This is a genomic window from Arthrobacter sp. 147(2020) (assembly GCF_013116715.1).
GTDB lineage: Bacteria > Actinomycetota > Actinomycetes > Actinomycetales > Micrococcaceae > Arthrobacter_D.
In genome coordinates, this window is the sequence record NZ_JABFOM010000024.1 from 39245 (window position 1) to 59463 (window position 20219).

The window sequence follows — 20219 nt, forward strand, 5'->3', positions numbered from 1 at the left end:
GAGAGGAGGGTGGGTCAGAAGGTTGCGGTTGGCGGGGTGACAACCCCGGAAATCTGGTCGAGCGGGATGGATGCGGTCCCAATCGTGACGGTGGGTACCGGGCCGGCGAAGGAGACGGCGCTGGCCATACCAGTGGCCGTCGAACCGGCGTCGTCGGTGTAGCTGACCTCTTTGCCGAGCAGCGTCGCAGCCGACGTGCGCATCTCCAGGAAAAAGTTCTCCTCGATGGTGCCGGTCATTTCGGTGATTTTCTCCATCATGGCCAGCTGGGTGGTTTGGGAGATCATCTGGTTGGTGTCCATGGGCGAGCTGGGGTCCTGGTTCTGGAGCTGGCTGACCAGGAGCGACATGAAGACCTCGCTGTCCATGGCCTGTTTGGGGGCGCGCTGAACCTGATCACCCTGGAAGGAGGGTAGTGCGGCTTCGACCGCTTCAATTGGCACGGGGTGGGTCCTTTGGTTGGCTGGGCGGGTACGAGACGGGTCTTGGCGGGTGTGCCGGTCGGTGCTTAGGCGAGCAGGTCCAGGGTGGACCGGTTCCAGGAGGTTCCGCCGGGGAGACCGGACTCCTCGGGTGAGGGGTCGTTTCTGGGAGGGCCGGGCGGGGCAGGAGGCTCCCGGGTGCGGTCCGGTCGGCCGTGGTCCTGTCTGGCTGGCCCCTGGCCGTCCGCGTCGCCGCGGGCGGAATCCCCGCCTCCGGGCTGGTCCTTGGTGGAGACATCCAGGCTGGCGTGCAGGCCGGGGGCGGCAAGGTCGCGGCGCAGATCCGGAAGCATCCCGCGGAGTGCTTCCCGTGCGGCTTCGGTGGGAGCGAACAGCTCGACGCGCATGCCCTCCGCGGTGACGAGGGCCCGGACGGTCACCGGACCGAACTCATCGGGTGCCACCCGTACGGTGATCAGATGTTCCCCCTTCGAGGCGCTGGCCAGGCTGAATACTGGCTTGTACAGCTGGGTGGCCAGCGGGACCGGAGGCGCGGGTGGGGCGGGTGGCGCGGACACTGCAGTCTGGGCCGCTGCGGACTGCATTGCCGGCGGTTGCGCTGCTGGTGCGACCGGTTGCAGCGTGCCGGCGGCCGACGGCTCGGCGGCCGGGATAGCCGAACGCGGTGATCCAGCACCTAGGACAGCCAGCGCGGGTGGCATCCCCTGCGGACCAGCACCCGGCGCACCCTGCGGGGCACCCGGTACTGGGACGGCCTGTGCTGCACCAGCCGGTGAAGCGGCGGTCAGGGGAGCAGTGCCCAGTGGGGGCTGGGTCGGTGTGGTCTGGGCGGGCCCGGGCACAGCGGACGCGGCCGGAGCGGACCCGGGCACAGCGGACGCGGCCGGAGACCCGGCCACTGGCGTGACAGCCGTCGCGGACCCTGACGAAGTGACGGCTGGCGGCAGGGCTGGCTCCCCACCGGCGGGTGGCAACCCTGTCGGCACATGCGCGGCCGACTCCTCAACCCGCGCACCCTGAGCCGCCCGGCTCAGGAAGGTGGCACGGTTGTCCGGCAGACCCAGGGAGAGCGCGGATCCCGAGGGGATGGTGCCGGCTTCCGCCTGGTTCGCGGGGTCAGCCCCGTCCAGAGTGCCTCTCGCGCCGGTGACGGACAGGCCGATAGGTGTGGCGGCAAGCGATGAACCAGGGACCGGGCCCGGCACGACCCCAAGAGCCGCAAGCGCGGTCTCTCCCGCGGCGGTTGCGGTCGCCGCCGGGTCGACCGGCAGAGCCGGGCCGGGGGTGGCCCGCGATCCTGCACCTGGCCTCACGGCTGGAGGGTCCAGCAGCCCGCGCGCCAGTGTGAGCGCTGGGCCAAAGGCTCCCCCGCCGTCGGACGCTCCCTTCGCCGTCATCGACGGCGCACCCTTGGGCGCCGGGGCGCCGACGGCGGCGAGCGAACTCATCAGGGCCGTCCCGACACGAAGGCAGCCTGTGCTGCAGCGACCAGATCCGCGAGCGCGGCGCCGTTGGCGGCAGCACCCTCAGTCAGGGCTGACATTTCGGATGCTTCGGAGTCAGTGGGCACGATTCGGCGGATGGAGTCCAGGTTGCCATCGTTCTCCCAGGCGTCACGGACCGCGATGTTCTGGCCGGGCTGCGGCGCGTCGATGACTTTGTTATTTCCGAGGTAGATGGACACATGTCCCCCGTCCAGGCTGAACAGCAGGTCACCCGGCTGGGCCTCCGCGAGGGATGACACCTCGGTGCCCATTTTCATCTGGTCCCAGGTCACGCGGGGCAGTTCGATGCCAAGGTCCCGGTACACCCGCTGGGTGAAGCCCGAGCAGTCCATTCCGACGGCGGGATCGGTACCGCCCCAGACATAGGGCACTCCCACGTACCGGTTGGCTGCGGCGACGACGTCGGAGCTGGTAGCTTCTCCGGTGGCCATCGGCTGGGCGGGTGCGACCGCCGCGGTGCTGACGGTGGCGGGGACGGAGGCGGCAGGTGGCGTACCGGCCGCCGCAGCCGCCAGGGCGTCCGCGAATGCACGGGTGGGCCCCTCGGATCCGGTGGATGCCGACGAGGACGACGACGTCGACGTGGGCGCGGGCGCCGGGGTGGTAGCGGCAGCCGCGACAGGCGTGGAAAGCCGGGTCAGGGTGGACTGGATCTGCTGGATCCGGCCTACTGTGTCAACGATTGTCATCTCTGATTCCCCCTCAGGTGCCGGGCATTGGCAGCAATTTCATCGAGCACCAGTTGCTCGGCCGACAAATCCTCCGCCTGCACCGCGGCGACGTGCTTTTCCTCGAGTTTCTCCAGGCTGATGGTCCGCGCCCGCGCAGCACCGAAGTTCGCCTGCGCGCGTTCCAGGTCCATCCGGCTCCGAGTTTCGAGTGCTTCGAGCTCGCGCAGCATGCTGCGCGAGGAAGCGCGGGCGGCCGCGACAGCGGCGAGCGCCTGCGCGGAGTCGACGCGGCTGCCCGACCGGTCGAGGGAGGTCAGCGCCGTCCCCCGGTCCTGAGCCCGTGCGCGCACTGCAGCGTTCGCCGCAGCGAGCTGACCTTTCGCCTGGTCCTGGTGGATCTGGCGGAGCCGGAGCAGACCAGCGAGCGGGAAGGTCCGGGCCATCATGGCGCCCCGAGCAATCTGACCAGCTTCTCGAGCTGCGCCCAGGTCTGCTCAATGGGGGTCTGCTGGCTCATGGACTGCTGCAGAAAGGTGTTGACGGCGGTTTCGTGCTGGATGGCCGCGTCGACCAGCGGGTTGGAACCGGGCTGATAGGCGCCCACGTCCAGCAGGTCCTGGACCGCCCGGCGTGCCGAGAGGACCTTCCGCAGGAACGCTGCTGCCCTGCTGTGTTCGGCGGTGTTGACTCGCGAAGCAACCCGAGAGATGGACGCCAGCGCATCCACTGACGGGAAATGGCCGGCGACAGCGAGCTTCCGGTCCAGGACGACGTGACCGTCCAGGAAGGACCGGGCCGAATCGGCGATCGGTTCGTTGTGGTCGTCCCCGTCCACCAGCACTGTGTACATGCCAGTCACCGACCCGCGCTCGCCGGTGCCGGCGCGTTCCAGGAGTTGGGCGAGCAGGGAGAAGGTCGACGGCGGGTACCCACGGGTGGCGGGGGGCTCCCCGACCGACAGGCCGATCTCCCGCTGCGCCATCGCGACGCGGGTGAGGGAGTCCATCATCAGCATCACGTCGGTCCCCTCGTCCCGGAACGCCTCGGCGATGCGGGTGGCGACGAAGGCAGCGCGCAGCCGCATCAGCGCGGGTTCGTCGGAGGTGGACACCACCACAATTGACCGTTTCAGGCCCTCGGGTCCGAGATCGTCCTCCAGGAACTCCCTGACCTCGCGACCACGCTCGCCGACGAGGGCGATTACCGAGACGGCGGCATCAGTTCCCCGGGCGATCATCGAGAGCAGCGAGGACTTTCCGACGCCGCTGCCAGCGAACAGGCCCATGCGTTGGCCTTTGCCAACCGTGGTCAGGCTGTCCATCACCCGGACGCCCAACTGCAGGGGCTCAGTGATCCGGGTGCGGCTCATCGACGGAGGCGTCGGATGGTCCAGGGGGACCATCCGGGCGGACTGCAGTGGACCCAGGTTGTCGATGGGCCGGCCCAGACCGTCGAGGACCCGTCCCAGGAGCCCGGCGCCGGTGGGTACCAGGAGTGGTTTCCCGGCGGAACTGACGGGGGTTCCAGCGTTGACCCCGACCAGCCGGCCCAGCGGCATGCAGTGCACGGAGGAACGGGAGGCTGCCACCACTTCGGCGTCGACCCCCGGGTTTTCACCAATGGTGACAAGGTCGCCGATCCCGCAGTCAAGACCCGCGACTTCGACGCCGAGACCCACCACCGAGGAGACCATCCCCAGCCGGACCGGGGCGGCCGCCAACACGGCGGCCCTGAGGCGATCGGCAGGCTGGGTGAGGACGGCGTTCACGCGGGGTCCTGCAAAGCCTGCCGCGCCCGTGACAGGGCGGATCCGATCCGGGCGTCGAGGTAGCCGTCGGCCAGATCGACCATCGCGTCACCGTTCGCCAGCGTCGGGTCTGCCACCAGGGTGACACCGGCGGACGTACGGGTCTGCTCGTCGAGGCTGGACCAGTCGGCGGTTGACAGCCGCACGCGCTGAACGTCGTCGGGGTCCACGTCCCGCAGTGCCCGCCCCAATGCGAGCCGCGCGGGATCCTCGGAGCGCAGCTGTGCGCCAATGATCGCCTCGGCAAGGTCCAGCGCGGCCGCGTGCACCAACTGCTGGGAGGCGCCGTCGATCATCGCCACCCTCGCGGTAAAGGCCCGCGCGGCAGCTTCCAGGCTTCGCACCGCCTGATCGGTGCGGGCCCGCTGATCCTGCTGGAAGGCGGCAAGCTCGGCCTCCTGGGCAGCCGCAACACGGCTCACCTCGACCGCCGCTGCACGCATTCCCGCCGCATACCCGGCCGCGTGGCCCTGGGCATGGCTGCGGTCCGCGTTGCCGTGCGTCGGCAGGGCGAGGGAGGGGAAGGCATGCGCAAACACGGGTGCGTCAGTAGACATACTCGTCCTCGTCGCGCTGGATGGTGATGGTTCCCTGCGCCTCCAGGTCGCGAATGGCCCGGACCACCAGGGCACGCGCCTCCTCGACCAGTGAAATGCGCACCGGTCCTGCCGCCTTGATTTCGTCGTCCAGGATCTCGCGGTTGCGTTCGGACACGTTGCTGCGGATCATGTCGATGACCTGGGTGGAGGCACCCTTCATGGCGCAGGCGAGGACCGCCGAATCAAGGCCGCGCAGCACCTGCTGCACATCCTTGCGGTCGAGGTTCACGATGTCCGCGAAGGTGAGCATCCGTGCGCGCACCTCATCGGCCAGTTCCGGGTCCCGGTCGTCGAGTCCGGCGAGGAGGGCGCGTTCGGTGGAGACGTCGGCGCGGTTGATGATGTCGACGAGGGGCTGGATCCCGCCGATTACAGCAATGGTCTGGTGGGGGGTGCCGATCGCGCCGGAGCGAACCTTGAGGGTTTCGGCGACGACTCCCACAGCCTCGGGGGTGGCAGTTCCCATGGTGGCGATGCACTGAGCGACGTCGGTCCGCAACGGATCGTCGAGGACCGACACCACCGCCGAGGCGTGCTCCGGGCGCAGGTGCGCCAGGACCAGCGCCACCGTCTGCGGAAGTTCGCCGTCGAGCAGGGTCTGGATCTGCCGGGGATCAACCGTGTCCAGGAACTCGAAGGCTTTGCCGGCCATGGAGGAGGCCAGGCGATCCATCACGCCGGCTGCCCGATCGGCCCCGAAGGAAGCTTCGAGCAGGCCAGCGGCGACGTCGCGGCCACCGCGCGGCCGGCGACGCCCGCTGCTGCTGAGTTCGTGGAATTCCGACAGCGCCTCATCGGCCATCGATGCGTCGACCCGGCGCAGCCGGACAATCTCGGAGACGATCTCCTCGGCTTCGCTGTCCGAGAACTGGCGGAGCACTATCGCAGCGTGATCGGGATCGAGCTGCATCAGCACCATCGCGGCCTTCTGCGTTCCGGTCAGCGTCTCGGCCGTGGGGTGGGCGGGGGTGGCGACGAGCTCGCTCATACCGGCTGCCTGTCATCCATGAGGCTCCGCAGGTAGTCGGCGGTCTTCGCCGGGTCCCTGACGGCCATGGCCTCGATGTCGGCCCGCTTCCGGCTCATCGCGTCTTCGTGACCCAACTCGGCGATGGCGCTCAGGTCAATCGAGGTGGTATCGGGGGCCGGTTCGACCATCCGGGTGGGGCCCAGATCACCGATCGCCGGGCCACCGATGACCGGGATGACCTCCTGAAGCTCACCCAGGTCAACGGGTTCGCGCCGCTGACGGCGGGACTTCCGTGCGTACACCACGAGGGCGATGATGATGGCCAGCAGCACCAGCGCGGCGATCACGCCGACCTGCATCATCAACTGGGCCCGCGCCTCAGCCGCCGCGGCCTCATCGGCGGCGGCGAGCGCCTCGGCGGCCTCCGCTGCACCTGCGTTGTTGAACGGGAGCACTTCGACGGTAACCAGGTCGCCACGGTCCTCGTTGATCCCGGCCGCGGCGGTGACCAGGCCGGTCAGACCGGCCAGGTCGAGAGCGCCGGCGGCTTCCTCGTCGAGGGCCACTGAAACGGTTTGACGGTTGATGGCGCCCGCGGGAATGGTGGTGGATTCGGTGATCTTGTTGACCGCGTTGTTGCGGGTGCTGGTCTCCGAGTTGAAGTTGCCTTCGCCCCCGGTGTCGTCGGGACCGGCAATGTTGTCCGGCCCGAGCACTCCTGCAGCGGCTCCCCCAGCTCCCTCGTACTCTTCGGTGGTGGTGGATTCGTTGAGGGCCGGGTCGCCGTCGGGTGTGGTGAAGGATTCCTCCACCCGTTCAGCGAACTCCGTGTTCATGTCGGCTGCGACCACTACCGACGCGTTGCCCGGCCCGACTACCCGGTCGAGCATGCTCTGCACCGAGGCGCGCACTGTCTCCTCGTAGTCGGAGGACTGCTGGTTGACACTGCCGGTGGCACCGACGCCCACAGCGGAGAGCACGTTGCCGTCGGCGTCGATCACTGCCACGTTCTCGGGAACCATTCCGTCGATGGAGGCCGAGGTGAGGTGGGCGACCGCCTGGACCTGCTCGGAGGAGAGCGTCACTCCACTGTCCGTTTCGATGAACACGGAAGCGGTGGGGGTGCCTGCCTCGGAGACGAAAACCGATTCTTCGGGGATGGCCAGCCGGACCGAGGCGTTCTTCACGCCGCTCAGCGCGGAGACGGTCGCCGCGAGCTCGCCCTCAAGGGCACGCTTGTAGGTCACCGACTCCTGGAATTCGGAGGAGGTGACTCCCATGTCGTCGAGGAGTGAATAGCCGGCGGTGGACGACGACGGCAGCCCGGCCGCTGCAGCCTTCAGCCGCTGGTCGTAGACGCTCTCCTCAGGGACCAGGATGGTGCCACCGCCCCCGGAGATCTCGTAGGGGATGTTGTCGGTGCGCAGCTGCTCGACAATGATCGAGGCGTCCTCGCCGTTCAGACCGGAGAAGAGTGGCGTGTAGCTGGGCTTCATGGACCAGGTGACGAGGGCGGCAACGCCGAGGGCGAGGACCGCCACACCAATGATCGCGATGGTGCGCTGGGCGATGGTGAACGCTTTCACCGCATCGCCCAGGCGGGTCATGACTGAACTGAATGACTGGGGCATCAGGCCTGCATCCTCATGATCTCGTTGAAGGCGTCGACGCCCTTGTTGCGGACCGCGGCGACAAGTTCAAGCGTCACCTGGGCGCGGGTGGACGCGAGGGTGGCGTTGTGGATGTCACTCAGGTCTCCGGTGACCGCCTGGACGGCCAGCGCGCTCGACGTCGACTGGAGGGACTGGAGGTTCTCCACCGCACCGGTGAGGGCGGTGGTGAAGCCGGCACCCTGGTCCGAGGCGACCGCCTGGGTCTGGGGCAGGTATCCGGTGCCGGTGACCTGTTGGACGGAGCCCACTGAGGGAAGGGCGGAAATGGGCATCAGGAGCGTCCGATCTGGAGTGCAGCTTCGTAGGTGGCCTTGGCGCGGTCGACGACGGCGGCATTCGCCTGGTAGCCGCGCTGGGCGAGGATGAGGTGGCCCATCTGGGCCCCCATGTCGATGTCCGGATACCTGACGTTGCCGTCGGCATCGGCCAGGGGGTGGTTCGGTTCGTGGACCACACGGCCTTCGGCATCACCGAACTGGGCTCCCGCCACGTACACGCCGCTGACGCCCTGCCCTTCCTGGGCGGTGACGTAGCGCTGCTGGAAGGCGGCGCCGTCGGTGGACGTGACGGTGTTGGCGTTGGCCATGTTGTCGGCGACGGTATCCAGCCATTTGCGGTGCACGGTGAGACCCGTACCGGCGATCCCGATGGCGTCGAAGGTCATCAGTTGCTCCTCATCGCGGTGCGCACACTGGTGAACTGGCCCTCGACGGCGCGGGCAGCGAACTGGTACCGGAGCACGGTGTCAATGTTGGACAGCGTTTCGGTATCCAGGTTGACGTTGCTGCCGTTGAGACGGGTGGGTTCAAGGGACCGGTCGGTGGAGCTGACCACGCGGCCGTCACCGTTCGCCACCGATCGCTTCAACGCGTCCTCGAAGCTCACCCGCTGGGCATGGTAGCCGGGGGTGTTGACGTTGGCGATGTTGTTGGCGGTCACGCGCTGTCGCAGGGACAGCCCGTCCAAAGCGCTGCCCAGTGCAACCGAGGTCACGGAATCGAACACGGCGGAAACCCTCTTCATCAAGATGAGGCGAATGCGGCCGGTCCATGGCCTGGTGGGTGAGCGATCCATGCTCATTTGCCACTATCGGCAGGACGAATCCAGTTGGTTAGGGGAACGGGAGGTTAAAGTTTTTGGCCGGTTATCCGGCAACGTCGAGGTAGACCGCTCCGGGACGTGCGGTGGACGCATTCACTGCGCCCAGCAGGGCGTGGTGCTGCCGGTTCTCCCGGACCGCGGAGCGCAGCTGGTCGACGATGCTGCGTTGGGCTGCCTGGATTCGGCGGGCCCTGCCCACGAGGTCCGCCGGGAGCGGGCCCGGGTCCGACGGCGGGTGCCATCCGGGTGAGGCGTCCACGGCGTCGTCGTGCTGGGCGTTCGCCGCCGTGGCGATGCCCCGCTCCAGCGTGTCAAGGACAGCCTCCCACTCGTTGTGGGTGAGGTCAGGCAAAACCGAGGGTTCCCGTCCCGGCGGCGGGTGCGGGTACCGGCAGCTGCGCGGCGGCCTCATGCCAGGCCTGCCGGACCGGCTCCAGCAGCGCAATGCACTCGCGGGTCCGGGAAACGTCGCGGCTGATGTTGGCCTCGACGAGGGTGGTCATGACGTAGGAGTACAGGGACTTCAGCCCGTGGGCGCCGTCCCATTTGCCGGTGTCGAGGGAGAGGTTGAGCTCGGTAATGATCGCCTGCGCGTGGATCAGGTTCTCCGACGCGACGGACCAGTCCTGCTCCAACTGGGCCGTTTCGGTCCGGGCCAGGTCCAGCATCAGGCGGTCGTAGAGCATGGTCAGCAGGCGGGCGGGCGACGCCGACAGGACGGCATCCCGGTTGTAGGCTGCCCGTTGTGCCGAGGCGCTGGTTAGGGTGATCACGATTTCGAGCTCTCCATCCGTGGCAGGTTTGCAAGCTGTGAGGTCAGCCAGTCACCCTGTGACTGCAGCTGGGATAGCTGAACCTCAAGGTTGGTGTAGGTGCGTTCGAGGGTTGACCGCCGGGTCTCGAGCCGGCGGTCCCATTCAGCAACCTGGGTGTTCAGTTCCTTGACCTCGGATTCCTGGCCCTGGATCCGCAAGGTGATGGCGCCGTCGAACTTGTCTGAGGTTTCCTTCGCGACACCGGCCACCCGGGAGGCGATCTCCGAGAGCATGCCCTGCACCGCGGCAGGATCCTCGGCCAGTGCCTTCCCGAACTTGTCAGCGTCGAACTCGACGCTTCCGGTACGGGTCAGCGTGATACCGAATTCCGAGGGCGACCGCCCGTCGACCGGCGCGGTGGCGGCCGATAGGATCCGCGCGGAAATGCCGCGGACCCCGCTGTCGCCGGTGAACAGGCCCGCCCGGGCCACCGAACTGCCGGTGGATTCGGAAGTGGTCACCGACGAGTTCGTGGCAATGTAGCCCAGCACCCCCGCCAGCGAATCCACTAGATCCTTGGCGGTTTTGGTGGTGGCCGCCTGGTCCTTGCCGACCGTGATGGTGACCGGGTCGGTGGAAACCTTGGCCGCCGTCACGTCCACACCGGGCAGGAGGTTGCTGAACGTGTTCGACGACGACGTCACGGCCTGAGCCGCGGCCGTCCCCGCCCAGAGGGTGACCTGCGCGTCCTGCGCCGCCCTGACTTCTGCCGCCCCAGTCACGGTGAGCAGATTCGTGGCGGTGCCTGCCGCGGTGTCGGCGGCTGTGCCCCGGTGCACGGTGAACGCGCCGCTGGCTCCGGCGTCAACCGAGGACAGCTGGAGCCGGTACTGCGGCTCGTTGTTGGCGTCCACCCCTGATGCGACCTTCAGGGCGGTAACCCCCGACTCCGAGGAGTTGATGGCCGCGACCATGTCGTCCAGTGAAGAGGTGGCAGCGGTGATTTCTGTGGCCGTGCCGTCTGCGCCGGTGACAGTGATGACCGGTGGGGAATCCGGCCAGGCTGTCATCGCCGCGGTGACGGAGACCTGGTTCTGCGCGAGCCGGTCCACTGTGATGTCCATGGATCCGGCACTCGCCGTGCTGCCCGCCGTCGTCGTGACGTCGGTGGAGCTGCTGGTGGCTTTGAAAACGTTGAATGCTGCGGGAAGGGCTGCCTTCTCCGCGGCGGAACCGAGTGTTGCCACCCGGGTGTTCAGTTGCTGCAGCGCCGAGACGAGGGTCTGCGATTCGCTGACCTTGTTCTTCAGGAGGGCCTGGGGTCGGGCCTCCAGCTGCATGAGCTGATTGATCAGGGTGGTGGTGTCCAGGCCGCTGGCGAGGCCGTCAATGCCGAGTGCCATGGTCTAGTCCTCCCTTGGACGTGCAGTTGGTGATGGTTTCTGTGAGCGGGTCTCTACGTGGTGAAGAGGGCGCAGGCAAAGGAATGCAGGGCGGTGGGAGGGTGTGAGGTCCAAGTCGTTCCCTCTCACCGCCCGGCACCTTTAGCCTTTAGCGCTGCGGACTAGCCGAGCAGCTGCAGGACACCCTGGTTCATCTGGTTGGCCTGGGCCAGCATCGCGGTACCGGCCTGAGACAGGATGCTGGACCGGGTGTAGTCGGCCATTTCCTTCGCCATATCGGTGTCGCGGATGCGGGACTCGGCCGCAGAGAGGTTTTCGATCGAGACGTTGACGTTCTTGATCGTGGATTCGAAACGGTTCTGCACAGCACCGAGCTCGGAGCGGGCGGAGGAGATGTCCTTGATCTGGGCATCGATGGCGCCAATGGCTGCGCGCGCTCCTTCTGCGGTGGAGAAATCGAGGCCGGCCGCTCCCGTAGCAATGGCAGTACCTGCACCGAGTCCGCCACCAGCTGGATCGGTCACATCGACATCTCCACCGTCATTTGCCTTGACCAGAATGCCGGTACCGGTGCCGTTCTCGTTCTTCACAACCGATGCGGTGAAGTTGGAGGCGAAATCGCTATCCGCGTTCAATGCTGCAGCGAACTCCTCGACGCTGGTGAAGGCGTTATCCGTGCCGCCGTCCGGGGTAACCGCAACTGTGGTGGTTACACCGTCCTTGACTGAACTGAAGCTGTACTCAGCCTCGGCCAGATCGGTTGGAGCACCAGTCGTTCCGTCAAAAGCGGCAATATCGAACCGGGTACCGCCGCCGCCTACTGCGCCAAGGGTGTCAGCAACAGCCTTCACATTGGCGCCGGACAGGTTGACCGAGATCTGGCTGCTTTCATCCCCACCAGCACCCACCTGGAAGCTCATGGTCTGGGTCGAGCCGTTGAGCAGCTTGTTGCCGTTGAAGTTGGTGTTCTCAGCAATGCGGCCCAGTTCAGCGGTCAGCCCCTCGACCTCGGTCGCGATCGCTCCACGCGACTCAGCGTTGTTCGAGTCGTTGCCGGCCTGAACTGCCAGGTCACGCATACGCTGCAGGATCGAGTGGACCTCGGTCAGCGCACCTTCAGCGGTCTGAACAACGCCGATGCCGTCCTGTGCGTTGCGGGATGCAACGGTCAGGCCACCCACCTGCGACTTCAGGCCTTCAGCGAGAGCCAACCCGGCGGCGTCGTCAGCTGCCCGGTTGATGCGCAGGCCGCTGGACAGCTTCTCCAACGACTTGGACATGTCATTCTGTGTCATCGACAGGTTGCGGTAGGCATTCATTGCCGAGACGTTGGTGTTGATCTGAAAACCCATGATGTATTCCTCCGTGAGTGGGTATAAAGCGCCGGCCCATCCATGGGCTGGCAACCTTAGCTATCGGAAGATGAAACGGGGGCGTTAGAGAAAATCCCGCAGAACTTGAGACTTTCTGCACTGCACTTTATGAGGCGGCGGAATCCAGGAGGGGCGCCGGGTGATGGGCCCGGGTAATCCCGCCCGCTGTCTGGTCCGCGAGAGTCGCAAGGTAGGCGGTCCGACGGTTGGGTGAGATACGGGACCGGGGTACGTGGCGGACGGCTGGCTCGTCCGCGTAGTGGGTGCTCAAGCCGTCCTGCAGCAACCGCACGGCTTCCGACCGCTGCTGCGAAACTGCCGAATGGGTGGAGCCGAGTTCCTCGGCAATATCCTTCACTGAGCGATCCTCGAAGTAGATCTGCTCGATCACCCAGCGCATCCGTTCCGGAAGGGAAGCCACCGCTGCCCGCAGGTAGACCAGGCGCTCGGACGCCAGCAGGGTGGCCTCCGGAGAGGAGCTGTTGGCGACCAGCAGGTCGACCATGCTGTCATCCAGGGCGGATACGGTGCGTGAGGCGTCGCTCAGGGCGGCGTCAGCGACGCTGCGCTCGACCCCGAGGACGGACGCGATCTCATCCACCGTGGGAGTCCGCGCGAGGGACGCGGTGAGCGTCTCCTGCACCGCGAGGGTCTCCCGGATCCGGCGGCGCGCCGACCTAGGCGCCCAGTCGATGGAGCGCAGCTCGTCGGCGAAGGCGCCAGTGATCCGGCGTCGTGCGTAGGCACCAAAAGGTACACCCAGTGACGGATCAAAGGATTCTGCTGAAGTGATCAGTGCAATAGCACCGACGGAAGCCAAATCGTCCCTGGACAGGTGAGTTGCTTTAGCACACAACTCAGAAACGAGGTAGCCTACAAGTGGTAAATTGTCCACGACAATCTTATTTCGGTCAGACCGATTCATGGCGAGTTCCCCAACTCTTTTCGTGCGAGAGTCGCCAACGCACTTTGACTGGGGCAATGAAACCTGTTACCCATGCGCTGACGGTTACAAGATGAAAGATACCACTAACATTGCGTTTGGCAATGCCGATAGTTAAAGGCGACCACGCTGGACGCGTGATTCGGATGGAAAGGCGGCAGTGTGGGAGCGCATGAGTTGTCCGCACTGCTCTGGCAAGAACGCGAATTGCTGGAGTTATTGGTCTTTAAGTTGGAGGAAGAACAGTTACTTCTGACAACCGGTAAGACCAGGTGGCTGCAGCACGCTACCCGCGAGGTGGAGTCGGTATTGGAGCGTCTTCGCGCAGCCGGTCTGGCCCGCACCGTCGAGGTTGCCGCTCTTGCAGGCGAATGGGGAACCCAGCCTGATGCGACCCTCCGCGAGCTCGCTGCCCAGGCACCCGAGGGGCCCTGGGGCGATATCTTCACCTCCCACCTTTCGGCCATGACCGAGCTGACCGTCGAAATCCGGACCCTGCGCGATGCCAACCAGCAGTTCCTGCGCGCCGCTGCACGATCCACCCAGGAAACACTGTCGCGGCTCAACCCGGATGCCGGACTCTACGACTCACGTGGCACTTCCAATACGCCGTCCGACAACGCCCACCTCTTTGACAAGGACCTGTGAGGCAACCCCATGAGCACCTTTAGCGGCCTGAACACCGCCTTCAGCGGCCTTACCGCTGCACGCCGCGGCCTCGACGTCGTCGGCCAGAACATTTCCAACGCCAACACCGACGGATACACCCGCCAGCGGGTTGCTACCAGCTCGGTCGGGGCACCGGCAGTTGGGCTGTTCTCGACCGGCGTCCGTGCCGGCCAGGGAGTGGTGGTGAACGGCATCGCCCGGCTCGGCGACGCCCACCTCGATGCGCAGGTGCGCATCGCTGTTGCCGGATCCGGGTTCTCGTCGGTGCAGGCTGCAACACTCTCCACCCTCGAAGGATCGCTGTCCGAGCCGGGCGACAATGGGCTCTCGGCGCGGTTACAGGGCTTCTGGTCCGCTTGGCAGGGCCTGTCCAACGACGCCGGAGGCGGCGCTCCGACCGCTGTCCTGCTGCACGAAGCGACCGACCTCGCGTCCCGGCTGGCCCAGGGTTACAAGGCCGTCGAGGGGCAGTGGTCACAGCTTCGCCAGGACGCCACCACGCTGGTCGCGGAAGTGAATACTGCTGCCACCCAGGTCGCTGAGCTGAACAACCAGGTGCGGAAGGTCCTCGCAGCAGGCGGTTCTGCCAACGAGCTCATCGACCAGCGCAACACCCTGGTGGCGGGCATATCGGCGCTCACCGGGGCCAGCATGCGCCAGCAGGGCGACGGCACCGTCGACGTCCTGATCAGCGGCAACCCGCTGGTCTCCGGGGACACCGTGCGCACCCTTGCGGTCTCCGGTCCGAACCGGCTGGACCTGGCGAGCGCCGACGCCGTGCAAGTTGAATTCAGTCACCGGCCTGGCTCCCCCGCAGGACTCGACGGCGGGGAGATCGCCGGTGCCCTTGCGGCGCTGGCTCCCGCCACCAGCGGTGGCGCCCTCGCCGAGGCAGCCACCTTCTACAACGACTTTGCTGCAGACCTGGCAGCCAAGGTGAATGCGGTCCATTCCCAGGGTTCCACCGTGGACGGGACCACCGGTCTGGACTTCTTCAGAGTGAGCGGAGATCCCGCCGCACTGAACCTCACAGTCGTACCGGTGGACGCATCGGGCATTGCCGCGGGAACGCCGGGGGCCGGCGGTCTTAACGGAGCGAACGCCGACGCGATCTCCCAGCTGGGTGCTGGCGCCGACGCGCCCGACACCGCCTGGGCCGGGTTCGTCACCCAGCTCGGTGTGGAGACGAAAGCGGCTTTGCAGACCTCGGTCCTCGCCGACCTGGCGTCGTCGTCGTCAATTGGCCGCCAGCAAGCCAACGCATCAGTGGACATGGATGAGGAAAACCTGAGCCTTCTCGCCTACCAGCATGCCTACCAGGGGGCGGCACGCGTCATCACTGCAATAGACGAAATGCTCGATACCCTGATCAACCGCACCGGCGTAGTGGGAAGGTAACCAATGATCACCCGCGTCACCAACCAGACCATGATGCAGACTGCCCAGCGCAACCTGCAGACCAACCTCGCCCGGATGGCCGAGTTGCAGGACAAGGCATCGGGACAGAAGTCCTTCACCCGTGCGTCGGACAATCCTGCTGCGGCAGCCGAGTCTCTCCGGGTGCGCGCGGAACTCCGCGCCGTCGACCAGTACGGCAGGAACATCGCCGACGGCGACGAGTGGCTCACCGCCGTCGATGCATCGCTGTCCATGGCGGGTGCCACCCTGAACAAGGTCCGCGACCTCACCGTGCAGGGATCCAACGGATCATTGTCGGCATCGGGTCGCGAGGCACTCGCCATTGAGGTGTCGGCCCTGAGGGACCAGCTGCTGGCCCAGGCCAACACCAAACATCAGGGGCGGACCATTTTTGCGGGCAACTCCGATGCCGGGGTCGCTTTCACCGATAACCTGGACCACACGGGTGGCAGCGCGGTTGAGCGCCGGATCGACGCAGACGTGACGGTGCGCGTGGATGCTGATGGTGCGGCGATTTTCGGTACCGGCGACGCCTCGGTGTTCAAGCTTCTGGATACCATTGAAGCTGATCTGCGGTCGGGAGCCGAGGTATCGCGCCATCTGGGAGCACTGGACACCCGGCTCACGGCGATCCGCTCCCACCAGGCCGAAGCGGGTACCCGCCACGCCCAGATCCTGCGTTCCGAGGAGGTCAATGTGGAGAAATCAGTGTCGCTCGGGGCGCAGCGCGCCCGGGTGGAGGACGTTGACCTGGCAGCGGTCATCCTGGAGATGAAGCTGCAGGAGGTCACCTACCAGTCGGCGCTTGCCGTCACGGCCCGGGTCCTGCAGCCCACCCTGATGGATTTCTTGAGGTGAGTGCGGCACTGACCTTTACTTCGCCGCCGCCCGGACTGGATCCGTTGGTGGATTTCTCGCTGGACAAGATCGACGGAGCGGACGGGCTGTACGCGTTGCAGGCCAGCCATGACGCGTCGCTGCGGCTGTATGTGCTCGATACGGCCGTTTACCTGCCGGACTACCATCCGGCCATTCCCGCCTCTCACACCGACGCCCTTGACCTGCCGGAAGAGCAGGAGCTGACGTTCCTGGTCGTCGCCAACCCGGGTGACGGCGGAACCACCGTGAACCTGATGGCTCCGATCGTCGTCAATCAGGACACCGGGCGGTGCACCCAGGTGATTCTTGAACGGGGCGGTTGGCCGGTCCGGGCCGAGCTGGCCGACTACGCCCAGCAGTAGCGGGCCCGCCGCCACAGTGGTTGCGGCTGACCCCACGACTTAAACAGAACAACCGGGTGGAAACTTTCCCACCCGGTTGTTCTTTTCTGCTGATGATTCTGTGACTAGGCGAAGTCGGCAGTTGCCGGGTCCGCGCCGATCCGGCCTTCGGCACCCTTGTCGAGTGCGCTGATGGCGTCGAGGTCGCCCGCGTCGAGGGTGACATCCAATGCGTTCCAGTTCTCGACGATCCGCGATTCGGTCACTGACTTCGGGATGACGACGTTGCCGAGTGCAAGGTGCCAGGCCAGAACAACCTGCGCCGGGGTGGCGTCATGCTTGGCGGCGATCTCCACCAGCGTGGGGTCCTCAAGGAGTCCCTTGCCGGAACCCAGGGGAGACCAGGACTCGTGCAGGATGCCCTTGTCCTCGTGGAATGCCCGCAGCTGGGCCTGGTTGAAGAACGGGTGGGTTTCCACCTGGTTGATGACCGGGACCACGCCTGTCGCGTCAATGATCTCCTGCAGCGCCTCAACGGTGAAGTTCGAGACACCGATCGAGGTCACCCGCCCCTGCTTCTGCAGCTCGATGAGAGCCTTCCAGGTATCGAGGTACTTGCCCTGCTTGGGCTGCAGCCAGTGGATCAGGTACAGATCCAGCTTCTCCAGACCGAGCTTCTCCATCGAAGTGTCGAAGGCCTTCAGGGTGCTTTCATAGCCCTGGTCGGCGTTCCACAGCTTCGTGGTGATGAAGAGTTCGCTCCGGTCGAGGCCCGAGTTGGCGATGGCCCGGCCTACACCTGCCTCATTCTGGTAGGCGGCAGCCGTGTCGATGTGCCGGTAGCCAGCCTTGAAGGCCCGTCCGACGACGTCCTCGGCGGTGTTGTCGTCAACCTGCCACACCCCGTAACCCAGCTGGGGAATGGTGACGCCGTCATGGAAGGTGAGGTTTGGTGAGGTAGTCATGTATGCCTTTCGCGGTGCGAATAAATACTCTGTGATTAAGTGAACCGCCGCCCGCGCCCAAATATTTCGTCAGCCTACTCCTGATCACTCACGCTAGCTGGCAGCCAGCTGGCGCTCTGCCTCGGCAATGTCTTCCTCCACCAGCTCAGCCCGGCGCCTGACGTTCTCCAGACCGGCTGACGCAAGTCCCCACCGCTCGCCGTCGAGCCGTGCCATCGCTGCCGCCTCCGCCGTGGTGGCCAGGGCGTTACCAGCCCTCGACAGAGCGCGGTGCACGGGGGTGAGGGCGCCGGGGATATCCATCCCCTCGCTTGGGGAGGACGCCTGGGCGGTGACGCACACCACCCGTACCCGTTCGAGTAGCGGCCCCAGGTCGTTGGCGAGCAGAGCGAGCTGGTTGTAGACGTCGTCGTCGGCCACTCCCTCCAGGATCTGGTGGTAGCGGTCCAGGCTTCGCCGGAAACGGTCGTGAGCGCGACGCCAGACGCCGGTACCGAGTTCCGCGTCGTCCTTGCGTCCTTGACGGGCAGCAGTAAAAAATCCCATGAAAATTATGGTCTCACGGTGGACCAATCCTTGATGGCCCTGGGAATCCCCCCATCCGGTCCCCCGGGCCTCTTGCCGTGCGGCGCCTGCTACTCGCCGGCACGCTCTTTCGGAGCCAGATTGGCCCGGTAGTCTTCGTGCTCCCGGCGGTCGAGTTCCTCGGTGAGCTCCTCGAGGCGGCCCTCCGTCTCCGGGTCCGGCAGGCCGTAGCGCACGTACTCGGCATCAAGTTCCCGATGAATCCTGCTGTTGAGGACCTCAACCTCAATGTTCTGGAGCTGGGTCAGGTCTTCGGGAAACGGCTGATCGGGGGTCAGGCGGGTGGTGTCGTTCATAGGGGTCCTTCCAAATGACTGTGTGCTAGGAGGTGCTGACTCGGCAGCAGGGCCAGGCGGTTGGGTCACCGGTTGGCCGGACGCAGGACTGGGCGTCTACAGGCGCGGGATAGCCAGCGGGCTGGGCGCGTGAAGGATGCCCGCAGTGCGGGGAGAAAGGGATGTCTTGACCGGGGCCCAGAGGGGCAATCCGTGCAGCACTGAAGCCATTGAAATCCTGCTTAAGAGGAGAAGTTCCAGTGGCTGTCTGCTCAACCTGTCTACGACTATATCCCATCCGGGCCCGCCTTCCACCGTCACGTCGGCGGTTTCCGGGTGCCGGTACACCCCGCAGAGCGGCCCCAACGATTAGAGTTGGGTTCGTCAGGTTAGGGGGTTGTTCGGCAACGCCCGGAAGTGGAGGACAGCATGTCACAGATCCCGCGCGTTGAAGCGGACGTTCACAACGTCCTGATCGACATGGTGATGGACACCGACGATGTAAGCACCTTCCTGACGGGGCTGACCCAGCTGGCCGCCGCTACCCTTTCGTCCAAGGCCGCAGGCGAGGTCCTATGCGGGCTGACCCTGCTGCGGCCCCGCACGATGGGAACTGTCGCGAGCAGCAGCGAACTCGCCCAGCGCACCGACGAAATCCAGTACGCCTTCGACGACGGGCCCTGCCTGCGGGCGGCGCGGGAGAACGTCGTCGTCCATGTGCGCGACGTCCCCAACGACACCCGGTTCCCCGACTACCGGGACGCCGTGGCCGAACACGGTATCCGCTCGGCCCTGGGCATCCCGGTGCCCCTGGGCGGCGAATCACGCGCTGGCCTCGACTTCTACTCCACCGAGGCGAACGCGTTCGGCGACGACGCGGTGGCCGCCGCCGAGGCCTTCGCCCTTGAAGCGTCCAAATCCTTGCGGCTGGCAGTACGCATGGCCCAACTCAGCGACGCCAGCAAGCACCTGGAAGCGGCGATGCAGTCACGCACCGTCATCGATCTGGCGGCCGGCATCATCATGGCCCAGAATCGGTGCTCCCAGGACGAGGCAGTCGAAATTCTGAAGGCCGCCTCCAGCGCCCGCAACATCAAACTGCGCGACGTCGCCAGCGCCGTCGTCGCCTCGGCGAACCAGGCGCCCACCACCACGCACTTCGACAAGTAGCCGCCCCGCTGGCGAGCCAGCAGCACGGCAGGCTTGCCAGCGTGGACGGACCACTGGGTTGCTAGCATGCCAGTCATGGCCCAGGCTGGACGACCACCCCTCCGACTGATCTTTGCGGGTCCCCGTGGCCGGCTGCTGGCTGCCTTCCTGATGGCTGAATTCGCGGCCAGCATGACGGGGCTGAGCTATGCGGCGGTACTGCCGGTCGCCGCAGCCGAACTGGATGGTCTGGCACTGTACGGGCTGGCTGTGGCCCTGCCCGGCGTGGTGGGTATCGCCTTTCTTGCCCTCGGTCCCTACCTGTATGCCCGGATCGGCCCGCAGGCCCAGCTCAGCCTCTCAAGCCTGGTGCTGGTTCTCGGGGTGTGCCTGTCAGTCGCCGCACCCACCATGGAGGTCCTGGTGGCCGGGCTGGCGTTGCGGGGCGTCGCGTCCGGTTTGATGGGCGGCCTTGGCATGGGCATCCTGAGCGAGCTCTACCCCGACGCCGGTGAGCGGGAGCGGGCCTTCGGCCTCTACGCCCTCATGTGGGTGGCGCCGTCGCTGGTGGGGCCCGTGATCAACGGGGTCCTGCTGGCCACCGTTGGGTGGCGCCCGTCCATGGCGTGGCCCGCCGTACTGACCCGAATCCGCGAGTAGTGGATTTTCTGGGTTGCCCTGCTGACAGAGCACG

The 20219-nt window shown here is 66.3% G+C and carries 25 protein-coding genes; 6 read left to right on the forward strand and 19 right to left on the reverse strand.

The annotated features are described in order from the left end of the window. Window positions 1–14: 14 nt before the first annotated feature. The 16 genes from HMI58_RS14895 to HMI58_RS14055 all read right to left on the reverse strand — a co-directional run bounded on the left by HMI58_RS14895 (window position 15) and on the right by HMI58_RS14055 (window position 13225). Entirely contained in the window at window positions 15–443 is a 429-nt protein-coding gene (locus HMI58_RS14895; RefSeq protein WP_171586135.1) for a flagellar hook capping FlgD N-terminal domain-containing protein, read from the reverse strand. Window positions 444–508: 65 nt separating this feature from the next. Next, window positions 509–1891, reverse strand: coding sequence for a flagellar hook-length control protein FliK (locus HMI58_RS13985; protein WP_171620602.1), 1383 nt, complete (start codon window positions 1889–1891; stop codon window positions 509–511). Then, a complete protein-coding gene (locus HMI58_RS13990) occupies window positions 1891–2637 on the reverse strand; it encodes a C40 family peptidase (protein ID WP_171620604.1) in 747 nt (248 codons plus the stop codon). The genes HMI58_RS13985 and HMI58_RS13990 overlap by 1 nt, the downstream gene beginning before the upstream one ends. After that, window positions 2634–3062 (reverse strand): flagellar FliJ family protein, encoded by a 429-nt coding sequence (locus HMI58_RS13995; RefSeq protein WP_171620606.1) that lies wholly within the window; start codon window positions 3060–3062, stop codon window positions 2634–2636. The genes HMI58_RS13990 and HMI58_RS13995 overlap by 4 nt, the downstream gene beginning before the upstream one ends. Then, a complete protein-coding gene (locus HMI58_RS14000; RefSeq protein ID WP_171620634.1) occupies window positions 3062–4312 on the reverse strand; it encodes a FliI/YscN family ATPase in 1251 nt (416 codons plus the stop codon). The genes HMI58_RS13995 and HMI58_RS14000 overlap by 1 nt, the downstream gene beginning before the upstream one ends. A gap of 71 nt (window positions 4313–4383) precedes the next feature. Beyond that, window positions 4384–4983 carry a FliH/SctL family protein gene (locus HMI58_RS14005; protein ID WP_171586140.1) on the reverse strand — a complete coding sequence of 200 codons (600 nt, stop codon included), beginning with the start codon at window positions 4981–4983 and terminating at the stop codon, window positions 4384–4386. Continuing rightward, window positions 4973–6013 carry a flagellar motor switch protein FliG gene (gene fliG / locus HMI58_RS14010; protein ID WP_171586141.1) on the reverse strand — a complete coding sequence of 347 codons (1041 nt, stop codon included), beginning with the start codon at window positions 6011–6013 and terminating at the stop codon, window positions 4973–4975. The genes HMI58_RS14005 and fliG overlap by 11 nt, the downstream gene beginning before the upstream one ends. After that, window positions 6010–7626, reverse strand: coding sequence for a flagellar basal-body MS-ring/collar protein FliF (gene fliF, locus HMI58_RS14015; protein WP_171586142.1), 1617 nt, complete (start codon window positions 7624–7626; stop codon window positions 6010–6012). The genes fliG and fliF overlap by 4 nt, the downstream gene beginning before the upstream one ends. Continuing rightward, window positions 7626–7940, reverse strand: coding sequence for a flagellar hook-basal body complex protein FliE (gene fliE, locus HMI58_RS14020; protein WP_171586143.1), 315 nt, complete (start codon window positions 7938–7940; stop codon window positions 7626–7628). Before fliE ends, fliF begins: the two co-directional genes overlap by 1 nt. Then, window positions 7940–8332, reverse strand: a complete 393-nt coding sequence (locus HMI58_RS14025; protein WP_171586144.1) for a flagellar basal body rod C-terminal domain-containing protein — start codon at window positions 8330–8332, stop codon at window positions 7940–7942. The genes fliE and HMI58_RS14025 overlap by 1 nt, the downstream gene beginning before the upstream one ends. Further along, window positions 8332–8673 (reverse strand): flagellar basal body protein, encoded by a 342-nt coding sequence (locus HMI58_RS14030; RefSeq protein ID WP_171586259.1) that lies wholly within the window; start codon window positions 8671–8673, stop codon window positions 8332–8334. The genes HMI58_RS14025 and HMI58_RS14030 overlap by 1 nt, the downstream gene beginning before the upstream one ends. A gap of 139 nt (window positions 8674–8812) precedes the next feature. Further along, window positions 8813–9121, reverse strand: a complete 309-nt coding sequence (locus HMI58_RS14035; protein WP_171620608.1) for a hypothetical protein — start codon at window positions 9119–9121, stop codon at window positions 8813–8815. Next, window positions 9114–9542 carry a flagellar export chaperone FliS gene (gene fliS / locus HMI58_RS14040; protein WP_171620610.1) on the reverse strand — a complete coding sequence of 143 codons (429 nt, stop codon included), beginning with the start codon at window positions 9540–9542 and terminating at the stop codon, window positions 9114–9116. Before fliS ends, HMI58_RS14035 begins: the two co-directional genes overlap by 8 nt. Further along, complete coding sequence (gene fliD, locus HMI58_RS14045) at window positions 9539–10927, reverse strand: flagellar filament capping protein FliD (RefSeq protein ID WP_171620612.1); 1389 nt, start codon at window positions 10925–10927, stop codon at window positions 9539–9541. Before fliD ends, fliS begins: the two co-directional genes overlap by 4 nt. Window positions 10928–11088: 161 nt before the next feature. After that, on the reverse strand, window positions 11089–12279 hold the full coding sequence (locus HMI58_RS14050) for a flagellin (protein ID WP_171586148.1): 1191 nt from the start codon (window positions 12277–12279) through the stop codon (window positions 11089–11091). A gap of 127 nt (window positions 12280–12406) precedes the next feature. Beyond that, entirely contained in the window at window positions 12407–13225 is an 819-nt protein-coding gene (locus HMI58_RS14055; protein WP_171620614.1) for a sigma-70 family RNA polymerase sigma factor, read from the reverse strand. A 180-nt stretch (window positions 13226–13405) separates the two neighbouring features. Between HMI58_RS14055 and HMI58_RS14060 the strand changes: the two genes are divergently transcribed. Genes HMI58_RS14060 through HMI58_RS14075 form a run of 4 tightly spaced genes read left to right on the forward strand, consistent with a single transcriptional unit; the run spans window position 13406 to window position 16572 of the window. Then, window positions 13406–13891, forward strand: coding sequence for a flagellar protein FlgN (locus HMI58_RS14060; protein WP_171620616.1), 486 nt, complete (start codon window positions 13406–13408; stop codon window positions 13889–13891). 9 nt (window positions 13892–13900) lie between these two features. After that, window positions 13901–15310, forward strand: coding sequence for a flagellar hook-associated protein FlgK (flgK, locus tag HMI58_RS14065; protein ID WP_171620618.1), 1410 nt, complete (start codon window positions 13901–13903; stop codon window positions 15308–15310). 3 nt (window positions 15311–15313) lie between these two features. Next, the gene (gene flgL / locus HMI58_RS14070; RefSeq protein ID WP_171620620.1) at window positions 15314–16189 is read left to right on the forward strand and encodes a flagellar hook-associated protein FlgL; all 876 of its coding nucleotides are present in this window, start codon (window positions 15314–15316) and stop codon (window positions 16187–16189) included. After that, on the forward strand, window positions 16186–16572 hold the full coding sequence (locus tag HMI58_RS14075; protein ID WP_171620622.1) for a flagellar assembly protein FliW: 387 nt from the start codon (window positions 16186–16188) through the stop codon (window positions 16570–16572). The genes flgL and HMI58_RS14075 overlap by 4 nt, the downstream gene beginning before the upstream one ends. A 104-nt stretch (window positions 16573–16676) precedes the next feature. Here HMI58_RS14075 and HMI58_RS14080 read toward each other — a convergent pair whose 3' ends face one another. From HMI58_RS14080 to HMI58_RS14090, 3 genes are all read right to left on the reverse strand, one after another. Further along, on the reverse strand, window positions 16677–17516 hold the full coding sequence (locus tag HMI58_RS14080; protein ID WP_171586154.1) for an aldo/keto reductase: 840 nt from the start codon (window positions 17514–17516) through the stop codon (window positions 16677–16679). A 93-nt stretch (window positions 17517–17609) separates the two neighbouring features. Further along, window positions 17610–18062, reverse strand: a complete 453-nt coding sequence (locus HMI58_RS14085; protein ID WP_171620624.1) for a hypothetical protein — start codon at window positions 18060–18062, stop codon at window positions 17610–17612. Window positions 18063–18151: 89 nt separating this feature from the next. Beyond that, window positions 18152–18397 carry a hypothetical protein gene (locus HMI58_RS14090; RefSeq protein ID WP_171620626.1) on the reverse strand — a complete coding sequence of 82 codons (246 nt, stop codon included), beginning with the start codon at window positions 18395–18397 and terminating at the stop codon, window positions 18152–18154. A gap of 408 nt (window positions 18398–18805) precedes the next feature. Here HMI58_RS14090 and HMI58_RS14095 point away from each other — a divergent pair, with 408 nt between their 5' ends. Together HMI58_RS14095 and HMI58_RS14100 are read left to right on the forward strand one after the other, a co-directional pair. Further along, entirely contained in the window at window positions 18806–19546 is a 741-nt protein-coding gene (locus HMI58_RS14095; protein WP_171586157.1) for a GAF and ANTAR domain-containing protein, read from the forward strand. Between the two features lie 75 nt (window positions 19547–19621). Then, window positions 19622–20185 (forward strand): MFS transporter, encoded by a 564-nt coding sequence (locus HMI58_RS14100; protein WP_171620628.1) that lies wholly within the window; start codon window positions 19622–19624, stop codon window positions 20183–20185. The last annotated feature ends 34 nt before the right edge of the window (window positions 20186–20219 follow it).

Coding starts and splice junctions, on each gene's coding strand:
- HMI58_RS13985 (WP_171620602.1), bottom strand. CDS start 1,891: ATGAGTTCGCTCGCCGCCGTCGGCGCCCCGGCGCCCAAGGGTGCGCCG.
- HMI58_RS13990 (WP_171620604.1), bottom strand. CDS start 2,637: ATGACAATCGTTGACACAGTAGGCCGGATCCAGCAGATCCAGTCCACC.
- HMI58_RS13995 (WP_171620606.1), bottom strand. CDS start 3,062: ATGGCCCGGACCTTCCCGCTCGCTGGTCTGCTCCGGCTCCGCCAGATC.
- HMI58_RS14000 (WP_171620634.1), bottom strand. CDS start 4,312: ATGGTCTCCTCGGTGGTGGGTCTCGGCGTCGAAGTCGCGGGTCTTGAC.
- HMI58_RS14005 (WP_171586140.1), bottom strand. CDS start 4,983: ATGTCTACTGACGCACCCGTGTTTGCGCATGCCTTCCCCTCCCTCGCC.
- fliG (WP_171586141.1), bottom strand. CDS start 6,013: ATGAGCGAGCTCGTCGCCACCCCCGCCCACCCCACGGCCGAGACGCTG.
- fliF (WP_171586142.1), bottom strand. CDS start 7,626: ATGCCCCAGTCATTCAGTTCAGTCATGACCCGCCTGGGCGATGCGGTG.
- fliE (WP_171586143.1), bottom strand. CDS start 7,940: ATGCCCATTTCCGCCCTTCCCTCAGTGGGCTCCGTCCAACAGGTCACC.
- HMI58_RS14025 (WP_171586144.1), bottom strand. CDS start 8,332: ATGACCTTCGACGCCATCGGGATCGCCGGTACGGGTCTCACCGTGCAC.
- fliD (WP_171620612.1), bottom strand. CDS start 10,927: ATGGCACTCGGCATTGACGGCCTCGCCAGCGGCCTGGACACCACCACC.
- HMI58_RS14050 (WP_171586148.1), bottom strand. CDS start 12,279: ATGGGTTTTCAGATCAACACCAACGTCTCGGCAATGAATGCCTACCGC.
- HMI58_RS14055 (WP_171620614.1), bottom strand. CDS start 13,225: ATGAATCGGTCTGACCGAAATAAGATTGTCGTGGACAATTTACCACTT.
- flgK (WP_171620618.1), top strand. CDS start 13,901: ATGAGCACCTTTAGCGGCCTGAACACCGCCTTCAGCGGCCTTACCGCT.
- flgL (WP_171620620.1), top strand. CDS start 15,314: ATGATCACCCGCGTCACCAACCAGACCATGATGCAGACTGCCCAGCGC.
- HMI58_RS14080 (WP_171586154.1), bottom strand. CDS start 17,516: ATGACTACCTCACCAAACCTCACCTTCCATGACGGCGTCACCATTCCC.
- HMI58_RS14085 (WP_171620624.1), bottom strand. CDS start 18,062: ATGGGATTTTTTACTGCTGCCCGTCAAGGACGCAAGGACGACGCGGAA.
- HMI58_RS14090 (WP_171620626.1), bottom strand. CDS start 18,397: ATGAACGACACCACCCGCCTGACCCCCGATCAGCCGTTTCCCGAAGAC.
- HMI58_RS14095 (WP_171586157.1), top strand. CDS start 18,806: ATGTCACAGATCCCGCGCGTTGAAGCGGACGTTCACAACGTCCTGATC.
- HMI58_RS14100 (WP_171620628.1), top strand. CDS start 19,622: ATGGCCCAGGCTGGACGACCACCCCTCCGACTGATCTTTGCGGGTCCC.